The sequence below is a fragment of the Cellulomonas terrae genome (assembly GCF_007990265.1).
In the GTDB taxonomy this organism is placed as follows: domain Bacteria; phylum Actinomycetota; class Actinomycetes; order Actinomycetales; family Cellulomonadaceae; genus Cellulomonas; species Cellulomonas terrae.
In genome coordinates this window covers 85,801-100,646 of record NZ_BJWH01000016.1, presented here as the reverse complement: position 1 = coordinate 100,646, position 14,846 = coordinate 85,801, and the positions used below count along the sequence as shown (strand labels likewise).

The 14,846-nt window shown below is 74.3% G+C and carries 12 protein-coding genes; 3 read left to right on the top strand and 9 right to left on the bottom strand.

Going from position 1 to position 14,846, the window contains the following annotated elements:
- Window positions 1-335: 335 nt before the first annotated feature.
- Genes CTE05_RS14575 through CTE05_RS14565 form a run of 3 tightly spaced genes read right to left on the bottom strand, consistent with a single transcriptional unit; the run spans window position 336 to window position 4,023 of the window.
- Complete coding sequence (locus tag CTE05_RS14575) at window positions 336-1,274, bottom strand: tetratricopeptide repeat protein (RefSeq protein ID WP_146847041.1); 939 nt, start codon at window positions 1,272-1,274, stop codon at window positions 336-338.
- Window positions 1,275-1,327: 53 nt separating this feature from the next.
- On the bottom strand, window positions 1,328-2,335 hold the full coding sequence (locus tag CTE05_RS14570) for a DUF8094 domain-containing protein (RefSeq protein ID WP_146847040.1): 1,008 nt from the start codon (window positions 2,333-2,335) through the stop codon (window positions 1,328-1,330).
- Window positions 2,332-4,023: a hypothetical protein gene (locus CTE05_RS14565; RefSeq protein ID WP_146847039.1), complete on the bottom strand. Its 1,692-nt coding sequence runs from the start codon at window positions 4,021-4,023 to the stop codon at window positions 2,332-2,334. Before CTE05_RS14565 ends, CTE05_RS14570 begins: the two co-directional genes overlap by 4 nt.
- 219 nt (window positions 4,024-4,242) lie before the next feature.
- Between CTE05_RS14565 and CTE05_RS14560 the strand changes: the two genes are divergently transcribed.
- On the top strand, window positions 4,243-6,519 hold the full coding sequence (locus CTE05_RS14560) for a coiled-coil domain-containing protein (RefSeq protein WP_146847038.1): 2,277 nt from the start codon (window positions 4,243-4,245) through the stop codon (window positions 6,517-6,519).
- 27 nt (window positions 6,520-6,546) lie between these two features.
- Window positions 6,547-6,966: a hypothetical protein gene (locus CTE05_RS14555; protein ID WP_146847037.1), complete on the top strand. Its 420-nt coding sequence runs from the start codon at window positions 6,547-6,549 to the stop codon at window positions 6,964-6,966.
- A 55-nt stretch (window positions 6,967-7,021) separates the two neighbouring features.
- Here the strand turns inward: CTE05_RS14555 and CTE05_RS14550 are convergent, their stop codons facing one another.
- From CTE05_RS14550 to yicI, 6 genes are all read right to left on the bottom strand, one after another.
- Complete coding sequence (locus tag CTE05_RS14550; RefSeq protein WP_146847036.1) at window positions 7,022-7,801, bottom strand: alpha/beta fold hydrolase; 780 nt, start codon at window positions 7,799-7,801, stop codon at window positions 7,022-7,024.
- A complete protein-coding gene (locus CTE05_RS14545; protein ID WP_146847035.1) occupies window positions 7,798-8,562 on the bottom strand; it encodes an alpha/beta hydrolase in 765 nt (254 codons plus the stop codon). The genes CTE05_RS14550 and CTE05_RS14545 overlap by 4 nt, the downstream gene beginning before the upstream one ends.
- Window positions 8,559-9,407 carry an HAD-IIB family hydrolase gene (locus CTE05_RS14540; RefSeq protein WP_146847034.1) on the bottom strand — a complete coding sequence of 283 codons (849 nt, stop codon included), beginning with the start codon at window positions 9,405-9,407 and terminating at the stop codon, window positions 8,559-8,561. The genes CTE05_RS14545 and CTE05_RS14540 overlap by 4 nt, the downstream gene beginning before the upstream one ends.
- Window positions 9,404-9,703, bottom strand: coding sequence for an Rv1322 family protein (locus tag CTE05_RS14535; RefSeq protein WP_371863376.1), 300 nt, complete (start codon window positions 9,701-9,703; stop codon window positions 9,404-9,406). The genes CTE05_RS14540 and CTE05_RS14535 overlap by 4 nt, the downstream gene beginning before the upstream one ends.
- Window positions 9,704-9,786: 83 nt before the next feature.
- Window positions 9,787-11,229, bottom strand: a complete 1,443-nt coding sequence (locus tag CTE05_RS14530; RefSeq protein ID WP_146847033.1) for a GH1 family beta-glucosidase — start codon at window positions 11,227-11,229, stop codon at window positions 9,787-9,789.
- Between the two features lie 165 nt (window positions 11,230-11,394).
- Complete coding sequence (gene yicI, locus CTE05_RS14525) at window positions 11,395-13,656, bottom strand: alpha-xylosidase (RefSeq protein ID WP_146847032.1); 2,262 nt, start codon at window positions 13,654-13,656, stop codon at window positions 11,395-11,397.
- A gap of 179 nt (window positions 13,657-13,835) precedes the next feature.
- Between yicI and CTE05_RS14520 the strand changes: the two genes are divergently transcribed.
- Complete coding sequence (locus CTE05_RS14520) at window positions 13,836-14,840, top strand: LacI family DNA-binding transcriptional regulator (RefSeq protein ID WP_146847046.1); 1,005 nt, start codon at window positions 13,836-13,838, stop codon at window positions 14,838-14,840.
- The last annotated feature ends 6 nt before the right edge of the window (window positions 14,841-14,846 follow it).

Genomic DNA, 14,846 nt, shown 5'->3' with positions numbered 1-14,846 from the left:
CCTCCAGGCCTTTCAACCTGTCCGGAGGCAACCGTTCTAACTTAGCGGAGCGGCTCTTCCTCGTCAAACCTCCTGGTCAGAGGAGATTCAGCTGGGGAGGAACCGAGGTTCCGCGTCCGGACACTCCAGGTGACCGACGATCTGGCCGCCGGTCGAAGAGTCCGAGGATGTCGCTCCGGGGGACCAGCCACTGCGGTTCGATCCGCGGTGTCCGTTCCTCCCTGCCGGGCGACGTCGAGAAGATTACGCAGGCTCCGGGCCGCAGGGCAAATCCGTGACCGGTGACGCGGGTCACGTGCCGATCAGGCCCGCGACCTGCGCAGACGTGCTGTCCCTCAGTACAGGGCGCTCGCCATCGCGCGGCGGGCGGCGATCACGCGGGGGTCCTCCCCGCCGATGACCTCGAACAGGTCGACCAGGCGCACGCGCACCCGCTCGCGCTCCGGTCCGGACGTCGTGCGGAGCACGTCGACGAGCCGGCTGAACGCGTCCTCCACCTTGCCGCCGAGGATGTCCAGGTCGGCGACCGCCAGCTGGGCGTCGACGTCCGTCGGGTCCGCTGCGGCCGCAGCGCGGGCCTCCTGCAGGTCGAGCGCACGGGTCCGGTCGAGCAGTCCCACCTGCGCGAGGCCGGCACGCGCGAGCGCGTCGCGGGGGTTCTCCTTGAGCGCCTGCTCGTACGCGGCCGTCGCCGCCTCCAGGTCGTCCCGCTCGATCGCGTCGTGCGCCGCCTGGTGCAACGGCGGGAGCTCGGGCTCGGGTTCCGGCTCGGTCGACGGTCCGGCGTCGTTCGGTGCGGCCCGCCCGGTGATGCCGTTCGCCTCGGCCGCCGCGAGCACCTGGTCCAGTACTGCTCGCACCTGGTCCCGGGGGTACGCCCCCTGGAACAGCGGCAGCGGCTGACCGGCGAGGACCGCGACCACCGTCGGCACGCTCTGGGCCTGGAACGCCTGGGCGATCTGCGGGTTAGCCTCGGCGTCGATCCGGGCCAGCAGCCACCGGCCGGCGTCCTCGTCGGCGAGCGCGGCCAGGTCGGCCGCGACCGTGGCGCTCGCCTCGCTGCGGGGCGACCACAGCACGACCACGACCGGGTGCTGGGTCGAGCTCTGCACCAGGTCGGGGAAGGTCGTCTGGTCGACGTCCACCACGTACGCACCGGGCGACGGCAGCCCACCCGGGCTCCCCGGTGCAGGCGTCTCGGGACGGTTCAGGGTCGACAGGTCGACCGCTCCTCGCACGTCGAGGCGGGGACGGGGTCCGGTGGGCTGCGACATGCGGCGTTCTTCCTTCGTGGCCTGTGTCTAGGGTCGGTCGGTCGGTGGGACGGTCACTCGGCGGTCGCCGAGGTGACGGCGTGCTCCGCCGCGAGCAGCTGCACGAGAGCGGCGCTGCCGGCGGGAGGCACGTACATGACGAGCACGTCCGTGAACGTGCGGACGAAGTTGCTGGCGGCGCTCGGCTTGCCGGTGAGCGCGGCGTAGAACGGGTCGGAGATCGGGATCGTCCCGCCCGCCACCGTGAGCGTCACCGTGGACACGGTGGTCAGCTGGCCGACGACGATCGCGCCCCCGTCGACGGTCCTGAGGGACACCACCGGGGCAGCCTCGGGCGTGTAGGTCTCGGTCGCCGTGCCGGCCGCCTGGACCCCCGCGACGGTCGCCGCCCGCGCAGCCTCGATGCTCGTGCGGAACGTGTCCGGCTGGAACGTCGCCGCGTACGCCGAGGCGGTGCCGTTCGCCAGCACGTCCGCGTACTGCTGGAGAGCCTCGGTGGGCGTCACCAGGAGTCCCGCCTCGTCGGGCGCGAGCACCTCGCTGCCGGTCTGCGGCGCCGCGGTGGCCGGCATCTGCACGCCCGCCCCCATCCGACCCCAGCCCCACAACCGGTACTGCTCACGCGGGCTGGTCTGCTGCATCACGAGGATGCGCGGTGCCTGCAGGTCGTCGGGCTGCTTCGTGACGACCAGCTGGGTCCGCGGCCAGACGTCGGTCTGCGGGACGATCAGGACCTGCTCGTCCGTCGGGAGCGCGGTCGGTGGCTTGGCGCCCGCCGTCGCCGTCGCCCGGGCGTACTCCGCCGTCCGCACCGCGAGCGCCGGCCCCTCCACCCGTGGCGGCAGCAGGGCGGGATCCAGCGTCGCGTCAGCGGCGGCGAGCACCTCACCGACGTCGGTGAGGACGTCCTGGGACTGGTCGACCGTCGTCGCGGCCGGCGCGACGGCCGGGACCGGCTCCGGCTGGGCCTGCGGGAGCGGGGTGGCACAGGCGGTGAGCCCGAGCACCAGCGCGCAGCCCGCGGCGACGAGGAGCCGACGGGACGTGAGTGTGCTCGTCATCGCTGCTCCCCTCTCGTGTCCGTGTCGTTCTGCGTGGCGTCCGGGGACCCTTCCGTCGGGGGCAGCCCCCACGCGCGGCGCCAGGCGTCCGCCCGGGAACCGGCGGTCGCGGGGTCGTCCGTCGACGGCGCCTCGGCGGCTGCCGGACGTACCCACGTGGGGCGACCTGCGTGCGCCGACGAGTCGGGCCCGGACGGTGAGCCGGGCCGCACCCGGGCACCCGGGGGCGGCGGCACGGCCGACCAGCCGGTCGGTCCGCTGCGCTCCGCCCCGGTGACGGGCGCGGGTGCGGGTGCGGGGGTTGCGGTCGGAGGCGGTCCGGCGGTGCCACGCACCCACGACGGCCGACCGTGGGGCCCGGTCGGGGCAGGGTCCGCGGGACGGCCGGGGCCTGCCGCGGCGCCGCCGCCGGGTGCCGGCGGCGCACCCGACCAACCCGGAGCACCGGCCGGCGCAGGAGGCCGACCGCTCGGGCGGCCCGGGTCGCTGCTCGAGCCTCCGGTCGCTCCGCTCGACCAAGCAGGAGCACGGGCCGGTCCGGCGGGCGCTCCGCTCGGGAGGCCGGTCGGACCTGCGGGCACGCCGCTCGGGCGGCCGGGTGCCGGTGGCGGCGCGCCCGGTGCACGGCCCGGCGTCGGCGGGGTCGGTGCCCAGCCCGGCGCGGGAGGCCCGCTCTCGGGTGCGGTGCCCGGCCGCGTCACGGGGATCGCACCCGTGGGTGGGCGCAGCGCACGACGGCTCGTTCCCGCACCTGCCGGGGTCGTCGCGGACGCACCCGTCGGCACCGGGGCGCGCGACGGCTCAGCGGGAGCAGGTGCGGGTGCGGGTGCGGGTGCGGAGACCTGCGGCACCGGGCCGGAGCGCGGCCGCGCGGCGTGCGACTGCGCGGCCTCGCGCAGCTGCCGGCGCGTGAGCACGGGGATCGCGTCGATGTCCTCGCTGACGACCACGACGGGTGTCGCTCCCGTGCTCACCGAGTGCCAGCGCGGCTCGTCGAGCCCCGCACGTCGGCGACGGATGCCACGCAGCAGGAGCCAGGCCGAGACGAGCACGAGCAGCGTCCCGACCGCGACGCACGGCCACAGCCACGGAGTCGTCACCACACGCGGCCAGGCCAGCGCCAGGGTGGGAGCGGACTCTCCCGTACTGACGGCGAGCAGGCTCCAGCGGCCCTCCTGAGCCGGCCAGACCAGCTCGGCGGAGCCGGTCCCGGTGACCTCCGCGACCCACAGGTCCGACCCGGTCGGGTCCGCCACGGTCGACGGGGCGTCGGTGGCGCCCTCGGTCGGGGCGGGGCTGGCAGCGTCCGCGGGTGGGGCCTCCGTCGAGGCAGCGTCGGTGGGCGCCGGGGTGGGCTCGGCGGCGGCGACGTCGTCGACCGCCAGCGCGTGCCAGCCCGACAGGCCCGTGACCTGACCGTGCGCGTCGCTGCCCACCCAGCCCGCCACGTCCGTGTCCCGGCCGACGGCGAGGACGACGGTGCCGTCGTCCGGGACGCTCACCTTGACGGTCACGGGGTCGCCGCCGAGCTCCAGGACACCGGGGTCCGTGACGAGGGTGTGCGCGCCGCCGGACGTCGTCGCGACGAGCACGTCATCGGCTCGCCAGACCGTCGCGGACGCGATTCCGAGACCGATGACGACCAGTCCGACAACGCCGATGGCGGCGGTGGTCAGTCGCTTGAGCACGCAGGATCCTCCAGGGACGGGGGAACCCAGGATAGGCAGAGGCGCTCCGCACGGCCGAACCGGGACCGAATGGACGGATCGTCCCGGACGTGCATACCTGGGCGTGCGTCCACCCGCGACACGCGCGAACGCGCGTATCCTGACCGGCGGGCTCCGGAAGTCGACGAGCGCCTCGTCCGAGGCTGCTCCACGGAGCCACAGTGCCCAGGAGGACTGCTCGTGCCCGACGCCCGGACCCCCTTCCCCGTCGTCAACTTCCGCGGCTACGAACGCGAAGCCGTCGACGCCCGCATCTCTGGTCTGGAGAAGGCTCTCGCCGACGCCCGCGCCCAGGTGGAGTCTCTCGACGGACGGGCCATGCAGGTGGCCGGCGAGCTGTCCGAGGCGCACCGCCAGCTGCGCGAGGCGGAGCGGCCCACGTACTCCGGTCTGGGCTCGCGCATCGAGCAGCTGCTGCGGTCGGCCGAGGAGCAGTCGTCGGACGTCGTCTCCCAGGCGAACGCCCAGGCGGCCGACGCCCTGGCCCGCGCCAAGCTCGCCTCCGGGCAGCTGCGTGCCCGCGCGGAGAACGAGGTCGCCGAGCTCGTCGCCACCGCACGGCGGGAGGCCGACGAGGTCAAGACGACGGCCGCGGCCGAGGCCGAGAGCACCCTCCTGGCCGCGCAGCGGCGCGCGGAGGAGCTCGTCGGCTCGGCGGAGCGCGAGGCCGCGCGGATCCAGAGCGCGATCACGACCGAGGAGAGCGAGCGCCGCAGCTCGCTCGAGCGCGAGCTGGGCACGCTGCGGGCGAGCGTCGAGCACGAGGCCACGCAGCTGCGCATCGCGACGGAGCGCACCGCGAGCGAGCTCCGGTCCCGCTCCGAGACCGAGACGACCGCGCAGCGCGAGGAGGCCGAGCGCTACGCGCAGGACCTGCGCCAGAGCGCCGACGCGGACACCACGGAGCTGCGCCAGCGCGTCGAGGGCGAGCTCGCCGCCGCGCGGGTCGAGGTCGACCGGTACGTCGCCCAGCAGCGCAGCGACGTCGCGGCCGAGGTGGCCGCCGCCCGCCAGCAGGCGGCCGACGAGGTCACCTCCCTGCGGGTGGCCACCCAGGAGTACGCGGACGGCCTGCGTGCGGCCGCCGAGCGGGACGCCGCGGCCCTGCAGCAGCGCGTCGCGTCGGAGGTCGCCGCGCTGCGGGTCGAGGCCGAGCAGTACGCGGCGTTCGTCCGCGCTCAGGCCGACCGCGAGACCGGTGAGCTGCGCGCGACGACCGCCGACGAGCTCGCCAGCCAGCGGGCCGACGCCGAGCAGACCGTCCTCGCCCTGCGCGGCGACGCCGAGCGGTACGCCGCCGACCTGCGCACGCAGGCGGAGCGCGAGACCACCGAGCTGCGCGAGCGCGCCGCCCAGGAGACGTCCCACCTGCGTGACGTCACGACGCGCGAGGCGGCCGAGCTGCAGGAGGTCACCGAGCGCGAGACCACCGAGCTGCGTGCCGCGGCCGAGCGCGAGACCGCCGAGCTGCGCGAGCGTGCACGGCTCGAGGTCGAGCGGGCGATCACGGAGGCGCGCCGGTCGGCCGCCGAGGTGACCTCGTCGGCGAAGGCCCACGCCGACGAGCTGGTCCGCGCCGCAGAGCAGCAGCTCGCGGACGCCGAGCTGAGCATCGCGTCGCGCCGCGAGGCCGCCGAGCGCGAGGACGCCGACCGGCACGAGACCGCGCGGGCGGAGACGGAACGCCTCGTGCGCGACGCCGAGGCGCACGCCGCCGAGGCCGAGCAGCGCGTGGCGAAGGCGCTCGCGCAGGCCGACAAGGTGCGCACGGACGCCGAGCAGCACGCCAAGGAGCTCCTCTCCAACGCGCGCCGGAACGCCGACCGCGTCGTCGCCGAGGCGCGCGAGCACGCCGAGAAGCAGATCTCCGACTCGATGATCGAGTCGGAGCGCGAGCGGACCACGGCGATGCGTCAGGTCGAGGACCTCAACCGGCAGCGCGAGTCGATCACGTCCTACCTCGACGAGCTGCGCAACCTCCTCGGGCACAACCCCGACCGCGCGACGCTCGAGCGGGCCAGCCGGGCGGAGGCCGCGTTCGAGCAGGAGCAGAAGTCGGCGCCCAAGGCGGCGTCCGTGCCGGAGCAGAAGTCCCCGGCACGCACCGCCGAGCAGAAGTCGCCGAAGCCCGCGTCGGCCGAGCCGGAGCAGGCCCCCGAGGGCGCGTCGCAGGACACCGCCGACCAGGAGCAGAAGCCGGCGCCGGAGGCTGCCGCCGAGCAGGCTCCCGTCGCACCGGCCGGCAAGCCCGCCCGCCCGGCGACCCGGCCGACGAAGGCCCGCCCTGCACCCGTGTCGGCGGCCATCCCGGTCGTCGCCGAGGCCCCGGTCGACGGGGTAGGGACGGACGAGGCGGCCGAGGGCGCCGCGACCGACGACGTCAAGGACGCTCCGCCCGCTGCCGATGCCCAGGGCGAGAAGCCCGCCACGGACGACGCGGCCGCGTCGACCCGCTGACGGGCACGCACAGAGGCCGAGGTAGGCGTGACCGACGAGAAGGCTGCCCGCTGGCGCGAGGAGCGGCGGGCCGCCGCCGAGGCGCACGGCGAGCTGCTGGCGAACCGGCAGCGCGCCGAGTCCGCCCAGGCGCAGGAGCAGATCGACGCGTTCCTGCGCCGGGTGCGGACGTTCGGCCCGAACCCGGGGCCTCTCGCGGCGACCAGCTATGACGGCCGGGCCCGCTACAGGACGCCGCTGGTCGGGTGGTACCTGAGGCGCGACGAGACCGTCGCGATCGACACCGACGGCAAGTTCTACGTCCTGACCACGCCGTCGAGCCTCGCGGCCCGGTTCCGCGGCGTGACCCCGGAGCCGTCCGCTCCCCCGCTCGTCATCGGGGCCGGGGGCAAGGACGGCGAGTCGCTCGACATGTCGGTGGCGCTCGCGCGCGTGCTCGGGCGCTGACCTCCGGCGCGCCGACGCCGTCGTCGCCTCGGGCGTCCGACGCCGAGCCGGAAGGTCAGGCGGGGTCGGACGCCGCGGCGAGGTCGGCCAGTGCCGCGGCGACCGCGGCCGGCTGCTCGACGGCCGAGAGGTGGCCCGCCTGCGGCACGACCACGAGACGGGCGCCGTCGGCGGTCGCGACGAGGTGCTCGGCCGCCTCGACCGGCGTGACGGTGTCCTCGTCGCCGACGACGACCGTGACCGGACCGCGGAAGGCGCGCAGCACCTCCGAGCGGTCGGGGCGGGCGGCCATGGCGCGCTGCGACCAGGCGATCCCCGCGGGTTCCTGCTGGTCGATCCACGCCGCGACCTCGTTGGCGAGCTCCGGCCGCGCGGCTGTCGTGGTCTCGCCCAGCAGCGACGACGCCATGGGCCGCACCGGGTCGACCGTGCCCGTCGCCTCGGCCTCGTCGGCGATGCGCAACCGGTTGGCGCGGGCCTCCGGGGCGTCCGCCGTCGACTTGGTGTCCACGAGCGCGAGCCCGGCGACGAGCTCCGGGTGCCGCTCGACGAGGGCCAGCGCGACATAGCCACCCATCGACAGGCCCGCGACCACGGCCCGCTCGACGCCCGCTGCGCGCAGCACCTGCGCGACGAGGTCGGCCGACGCCTCCAGCGCCGGATCCGGGAGGCCGGACGCGTTCCCGGGCGTCCCGGGCAGGTCCACGGCGTGCACCGGGCGGCCGGCGGGGAGCTCCTCCGCGACCGCGTCCCACATGCGGTGGTCCAGCGGGAACCCGTGCAGGAGGACCAGCGGCAGTCCGTCGCCGTCCTCGCGGTACGTGTGCAGGCTCATGCGTCGTCCTCCGCGGTCGTGCTCGGTCCGGTCCAGGTGGCGGGCAGCGGGACCGGATGGTCCGGCAGCACGTGGGTGACGATCTCGTCCAGGACGCGCCGGACGGCAGCCTCGCCGACCCACAGGTGCTTCGCACCCTCGACGCCGATGACCTCCGCCTGCGGGACGCGCGCGAACCGTCGTCGGGCCTCGTCCGGCCGCAGGTAGTCGTCGAGCTCCGGGACCAGGACGACCAGGGGCTTGCCGAACGCCGCCCACGCGTCGAGGTCGGCGTCGGTGGCCCGGTGCAGCGGCGGGGAGAGCAGGATCGCGCCCTCGATGGACGGGTCCCGTCCGTGCATGAGGACGAGCTCCGTGCCGAACGACCAGCCGACCAGCCAGCGCCTCGGCAGGTCGTGGAACTCGGCGAACTCGATCGCGGCGTGCACGTCGAACCTCTCGGCGACGCCGCCGTCGAACGTCCCGCCGCTGGTCCCCCGCGGGCTCGCCGTGCCGCGCGTGTTGAACCGGAGCACCGCGAGGTCGGCGAGGGCCGGCAGCCGCCAGGCCGCCTTGCGGTAGACGTGGGAGTCCATGTACCCGCCGTGCGTCGGCAGCGGGTGCAGTGTCACCAGCGTCGCGGCGGGCGGCACGTCGGCCGGCCGGGCGAGCTCGCCGACGAGCGTCAACCCGTCCGCGGTGTGCAGCTCGACGTCCTGGCGCACCGCGGGCAGGACGGTGAGCGACCGGATGGGGCTGGGGTCCGACGTGTGCGTGGTCATCGGGACGAGCCTAGGACGCCCTCGGCCAGCGCACCCGCGAGGTCCAGCACGTCGGCGACGCCGTCGTCCGCGTTCGAGGCGCACCGCCGGGTCGCGGCCGCGGCGACGGCCGGGTGCGCGTTGGCGACGGCGAACGACGTGCCCGCCCAGCCGAGCATCGACAGGTCGTTCGGGGCGTCGCCGACCGCCCAGACGTCCGCCGGGTCGATGCTCCGGGACGCGGCCCAGTCGGCGAGCGTCGTCGCCTTCGTGATCCCCGGGCCGGAGATCTCCCCCAGCCCGTGCGCCCCGGAGTCGGCGACGATCGCCAGGTCACCCACGACGGCGGCCAGGGCGTCGGCGTAGTCGTGCCCGGGAGTCCGCGCCGTGCGGACCAGCAGCTTGCAGGTGGAGGCGCCGAGGACGTCCTCGATGCGGTCGGCCGACGGGCTGCCCGGCGGCACGGGGTGCAGGGAACGGAACCGGGTCTCGTGGGCGAACCCGGCCGCGCTCTCCGCGGCGAGGTGCACCTCGTCCGGGCCGCCCCAGGCCGTGCGGATGCGGTCGGCGATGTCGGCCACCAGCTCTGGGCCCATCCCCCGCTCCGCGAGCACGCGTCCCGCCCCGACCTCGAGCACCGCAGCACCGTTCAGGCAGATCGCGATGCCGTGCCCGGCGACGTGGGCGGAGAGCTCCTGCAGCCAGCGGGGTGGGCGGGCCGTCACGAAGACGACCTCGATGCCGGCGTCGGCCGCCCGCAGCAGGGCCGCCGCCGTGCGCGGGGAGACGGTGCCGTCGGGGCGCAGCAGCGTGCCGTCCAGGTCGGTGGCCACGAGCCGCGGCGCGCGGGTCGGTGCGTCGGTCATCGGCGGGTCGGTCCGCGGCGGGCACGGGCCTGCCAGCAGGAGGTGTGCCAGTGGCGTCGGTCGTCGAGAGCCTCACCGAACAGCCCGTCGGTCCGCCACGCGACGACGTGAGGGGTCCCGGCACTCACCAGCTGGTCGCACCCGGGGCAGCGGTACGCGCGGTCGGAGCCGCGGACCCGCTGGACGGTCCACTCCCCGTCGGCAGCGGTCTCGGACCGCCGGCCGCCGGTCGCCCGGTCGACGTCGAGCTCGACGTGCTCGCTGCCGTACGGCCGCTTCGTCGATCGTCGTCCCACCCCCACATCCTCCCCCACGCCGGACGTCCGCACTCGAACGGGTGGGACCCCACCGGAGTGCGGACGTCCGGAGGCGGTGTTCCTCAGAGGGCGGCCGACTCCGGGGTCGGGATCGTCTTCGTGCGCAGGAGCTCGCGGTACCAGAGGCCCGAGTCCTTCACCGTGCGCTCGAGGGTGTCGTAGTCGACACGGACCACGCCGAAGCGGCGGTCGTACCCGTAGGACCACTCGAAGTTGTCCATGAGGGACCAGACGAAGTAGCCGCGCACGTCCGCGCCGCGCTCGATGGCCTCGCCCACGGCGTCGATGTGGTCGTGCAGGTATGCGACACGGTCGGCGTCGTGCACGCGGCCGTCGGCGCTGACCTCGTCGTAGAACGCGGCGCCGTTCTCCGTGATGGCCATGGGCAGGCTCGGGTAGCGGTCGCGCATCTCGAGGAGCAGGTCCACGAGGCCCTGGGGCTCGATGTTCCAGCCCATCGCGGTGTGCGGGCCGGGCTGCGCGAGCCACTCGACGGTGGTCGCGCCGACCCAGGGGCTGTTCACGGAGGACCGATGGCCGTCCGGACCGGGCGTGCCGTCGCCGCCGGCGGGCGTGCCGTGCTGGACGCGGCCGGTGGAGTAGTAGTTCACGCCGAGGAGCGCCAGCGGGACCTTGATGATCTCGAGGTCGCCGTCCTGCACGAAGGACCAGTCGGTGATGTGCTCGGTGTCCGCGAAGACGGCCTTGGGGTACTCGCCGTCGAGCATCGGGCCGAGGAACACCTCGTTGGCGATGGTGTCGATGCGGCGCTTGGCCTCGATGTCCTGCGGCGAGTCCGTCGCGGCGCGCGTGACGTGCAGGTTGAGCGTCACCGAGATCGGGGTGTCCTCGCCGAGCACGTCCTTGATCGCGCGGCCGGCCAGGCCGTGCGCCAGGTTGAGGTGGTGGACCGCGGCGAGCGCGGTCGCGTCGTCGGTGACACCCGGAGCGTGCACGCCCGAGGCGTAGCCGAGGAAGGCGGAGCACCACGGCTCGTTCAGCGTGGTCCAGACGTGGACCCGGTCGCCCAGGACCTCGGCCAGCTTGCGGGCGTACGCGCCGAACTGCACGGCGGTCTGCCGGTTGGCCCAGCCGCCCTCGTCCTCGAGCGGCTGCGGGAGGTCCCAGTGGTAGAGCGTCACGACGGGCTTGATGCCGGCGGCGATCAGCCGGTCGGCGAGGTCGACGTAGAAGTCGAGGCCGGCCTGGTTGAACTCACCCGAGCCGGTGGGCTGGACGCGGGGCCACGCGATCGAGAACCGGTAGGCCTGCAGGCCCAGGTCCTTCATGATCGCGACGTCCTCCGGCACGCGGTGGTAGTGGTCCGCGGCGACGTCACCGGTGTCGCCGTCGAGCACCTTGCCGGGAGTCCGGGAGAACGTGTCCCAGATGGACGGACCGCGGCCGTCCTCGTCGAACGCCCCCTCGATCTGGTACGAGGCGGTGGCCGAGCCCCAGAGGAAGTCGGAGGGGAACTGGCGTCCGGAGGGGCGCGAGGTCGTCATGTGCGGGTCCTTTTGTCGAACGAACGGGGGTCACGCGGGCGGGCCACGACCGTCGGGCCGGCGTCTGCGCCGGGCGGGACGGGCCTCGGATGCGATTGTCGAAACGATACGATACACGGCGTGGGAACGCTCCCGCCACCCCCCTGCGGGGCGGGAGCGTCCCAGTCAGAGTGCCAGGTCGACGACCTCGTCGGCACCGGCGTCGACGGCATCCCCGTCGACGCCGACCTGCACCCGCCAGGGAGCCGTCGCACCGCGCGCCTCGACGCGGACCGCCGACCCGTCGCGGGTCACGACGAAGCTGGTGTCCCCCACCCGCGTCACGGAGCGGTGCCCGTCGGCGAGCTCGACCAGGCGCAGCGTCACGCCGTCGGCCCACGCGTAGTCCGGCCGGTCCGAGCGCGCGCCGACGGGCAGCACGGTGTCCGGGCGGACGTAGAGGGGCAGCGAGAGGTAGCCGTGCCGCTCGCGGACCCAGCGCGGGCCGCTCACCTGCTCACCCGTGAGCAGCGAGGTCCAGGTCCCCTCCGGCAGGTAGACGTCGACGTCACCCTCGGCGCTGAACACGGGGGCGACCAGCAGGCTCTCGCCGAGCATGTACTGGGTGTCCACGGTCGCCGCGCCCGGGTCGTCGGGGAACTCCAGCACCATCGGCCGCATCACGGGGACGCCGGAGGTGTGGGCGTCCTCGCCCAGCCGGGCGAGGTAGGGCATGAGCGAGAGCTTGAGCCCCGTGAACAGGCGCGTGACCTCGACGGCCTCCTCGTCGAACGCCCACGGCACCCGGTAGGAGTCCGAGCCGTGCAGCCGGCTGTGCGACGAGAGGAGCCCGAAGGGCAGCCAGCGCTTGAACACCGCTGCGTCCGGCGCGCCCTCGAAGCCGCCGATGTCGTGGCTCCAGTACCCGAAGCCCGACGAGGCCAGGGACAGCCCGCCGCGCAGCGTCTCCGCCATCGAGTCGAACGTCGACTCGCTGTCGCCGCCCCAGTGCACCGGGAACTGCTGGCCGCCCGCGGTGGCCGACCGGGCGAACAGGACCGCCTCGCCCTGGCCGCGCTCGGCCTCGAGGACCTCGAAGACCGCGCGGTTGTAGAGGTGCGTGTAGTGGTTGTGCATCCGCTCGGGGTCGGAGCCGTCGTGCCACACGACGTCGGTCGGGATCCGCTCGCCGAAGTCGGTCTTGAAGGAGTCGACGCCCTGCGCGACCAGGCGCCGCAGGTAGCCCTGGTACCAGGCGACCGCATCCGGGTTCGTGAAGTCGACGAGTCCCATGCCGGACTGCCACTGGTCCGTCTGCCAGACCGAGCCGTCGGCCCGCGTCACCAGGTAGCCGGCGGCGCGCCCCTCGTCGAACAGCGCGGAACGTTGCGCGATGTACGGGTTGATCCAGACGCAGACCTGGAGACCCTTGGCGTGCAGCCGCGCGAGGAGCCCCTCGGGGTCCGGGAACGTCGCCGGGTCCCAGGTGAAGTCGGTCCAGTGGTACGCCCGCATCCAGAAGCAGTCGAAGTGGAAGACGCTCAGGGGCAGCCCGCGCTCGGCCATGCCGTCGACGAAGGACATCACGGTCGCCTCGTCGTACTGCGTGGTGAACGACGTCGACAGCCACAGCCCGTACGACCAGGCCGGGACCCGCGCCGGGCGGCCGGTCAGCGCGGTGTAGCGCCGCAGCACGTCCTTGGGCGTCGGGCCGTGGATGACGTAGTACTCGAGGGACTCCCCCGCGACCGAGAACTGCGTACGGGAGACCGCCTCCGATCCCACCTCGAAGGAGACGCGGCCGGGGTGGTCGACGAACACGCCGTAGCCCGCGTCGGACAGGTAGAACGGCACGTTCTTGTACGCCTGCTCGCTGGCGGTGCCGCCGTCCTCGTTCCAGATGTCGACGGACTGCCCGTTCTTCACGAACGCACCGAAGCGCTCGCCCAGGCCGTAGACGTGCTCCCGGATGCCGAGGCGGAGCTGCTCGTGCACGTACGCGTCGCCGCGGGCGTCGGTGACGACGCCGACGGAGCGGGCGGTCGACGAGGTCAGCACCTTCCCGTCGGCCTCGAACTCCACGTTCCAGGCGCCGCGGGTGGAGATGCGCGCCGTGAGGGCACCGGCTCGGAAGGTGGCGACGCCGTCCGCGGCGTCCTCGGCCTCGACGACCTTGACGTCTGCCGGCGTCCGGGTCAGCGCGAAGGCCGGGCCGCGGTCCACCCCGCCGCGGTGGTGCTCGATGCGCACACCGATCACGTCGTCCATCGGGCTGTGGAACGACACCGTGACCAGGGCCCTGTTGAGGGTGTCCCCCCGGGACGTGAGCGGCACAGTCGAGGCGTACACGGTCAGGGAGTCCTCGCCCACCACCACGTCCGCGATCTCGCGGGGTCGCAGGACCGTGATGCCCGGGAGGTGCTGCCAGTAGCCGTCCGTGAACTTCATCGTGGCGCCTTCGCGTCGTGGGTCAGAGGACCGGTTCCATCATCGAAGCGTTTCGATGCTGGTATTACGTTAAAGGGCAGCGTGAACACTGTCCAGGGTGACGGACTGACGTCCGTCGTTTCGACGGCGGTTCGACTCGCTAGGGTGGCCCCGGCGGGTGTCGACGAGGGGATGACGAGATGGCGACGATCGACGACGTGGCGCGCGTGGCGGGAGTCTCCGTGTCGACCGTGTCCTACACGTTCTCCGGCAAGCGACCGATCTCCGCCGAGACCCGCGCCCGGGTCGAGCGCGCCGTCCGCGAGCTCGACTACCGACCCCACGCGGGCGCCCGCGCGCTCGCGTCGCAGCGCACCCAGGTCCTCGCGCTGATGGCCCCGTTGCGCGTCGACGTCAACGTGGGCGTCATCATGCAGTTCGTCACCGGCGTCGTCACGCGCGCGCAGTCGTTCAAGCACGACGTGCTGCTGCTCACCCAGGACGACCACGACGGGATCGAACGGGTCGCCGCCGGCTCGATGGTCGACGCGGTGATCATGATGGACGTCGAGGCCGAGGACCCCCGGCTGCCCATCCTGCGCCGGCAGCGCCAGCCCGCCGTGCTCATCGGCCTGCCCCGCGACGCCACCGGGTTCTCGTGCGTCGACCTGGACTTCGAGGCCGCCGGACGGGCCGCCGTGGACCACCTCGCCGGGCTCGGGCACCGGCAGATCGCGCTCATCGGCTCCCCCCGCGCGGTGCTCAGCCGACGGACCACCTACGCCGCGCGCCTCGTGCGCGGGTTCACGCAGGAGTCCGCCCGGCTCGGCCTCGACGCCGTCTTCGAGACCTGCGAGTCCTCCCACAGCGGCGCGATCGAGGCGGTCGACCAGGTGCTCGCGGCGCTGCCGGACGTCACCGCCGTCATCGTGCACAACGAGGTCGCCCTGCCCGCGGTGCTCGAGACCCTGCGCTCCCGCGGCAAGGACGTGCCCCGGGACATCTCCGTCGTGGCCGTCTGCCCGGAGGACGTGGCCCTCGGGCAGACCGAGGCCCTCACCGCCGTCGACCTGCCCGCGCACACCATCGGTGCCGTCGCCGTCGACATGGCGATCGGCCGGCTCACCGGGGACCAGCCCGCCGAGACCCGCCTCCTCGCGCCGGTCCTGACCACGCGGAGCAGCACCGCTCCCCCGCCGCGCTAGCACCGC

What these genes read in the sequence shown, in the direction of transcription:
- CTE05_RS14575 (WP_146847041.1), bottom strand. Translation starts at nt 1,274, where the DNA reads ATGTCGCAGCCCACCGGACCCCGTCCCCGCCTCGACGTGCGAGGAGCG.
- CTE05_RS14570 (WP_146847040.1), bottom strand. Translation starts at nt 2,335, where the DNA reads ATGACGAGCACACTCACGTCCCGTCGGCTCCTCGTCGCCGCGGGCTGC.
- CTE05_RS14550 (WP_146847036.1), bottom strand. Translation starts at nt 7,801, where the DNA reads ATGAGCCTGCACACGTACCGCGAGGACGGCGACGGACTGCCGCTGGTC.
- CTE05_RS14545 (WP_146847035.1), bottom strand. Translation starts at nt 8,562, where the DNA reads ATGACCACGCACACGTCGGACCCCAGCCCCATCCGGTCGCTCACCGTC.
- CTE05_RS14540 (WP_146847034.1), bottom strand. Translation starts at nt 9,407, where the DNA reads ATGACCGACGCACCGACCCGCGCGCCGCGGCTCGTGGCCACCGACCTG.
- CTE05_RS14530 (WP_146847033.1), bottom strand. Translation starts at nt 11,229, where the DNA reads ATGACGACCTCGCGCCCCTCCGGACGCCAGTTCCCCTCCGACTTCCTC.
- yicI (WP_146847032.1), bottom strand. Translation starts at nt 13,656, where the DNA reads ATGAAGTTCACGGACGGCTACTGGCAGCACCTCCCGGGCATCACGGTC.
- CTE05_RS14520 (WP_146847046.1), top strand. Translation starts at nt 13,836, where the DNA reads ATGGCGACGATCGACGACGTGGCGCGCGTGGCGGGAGTCTCCGTGTCG.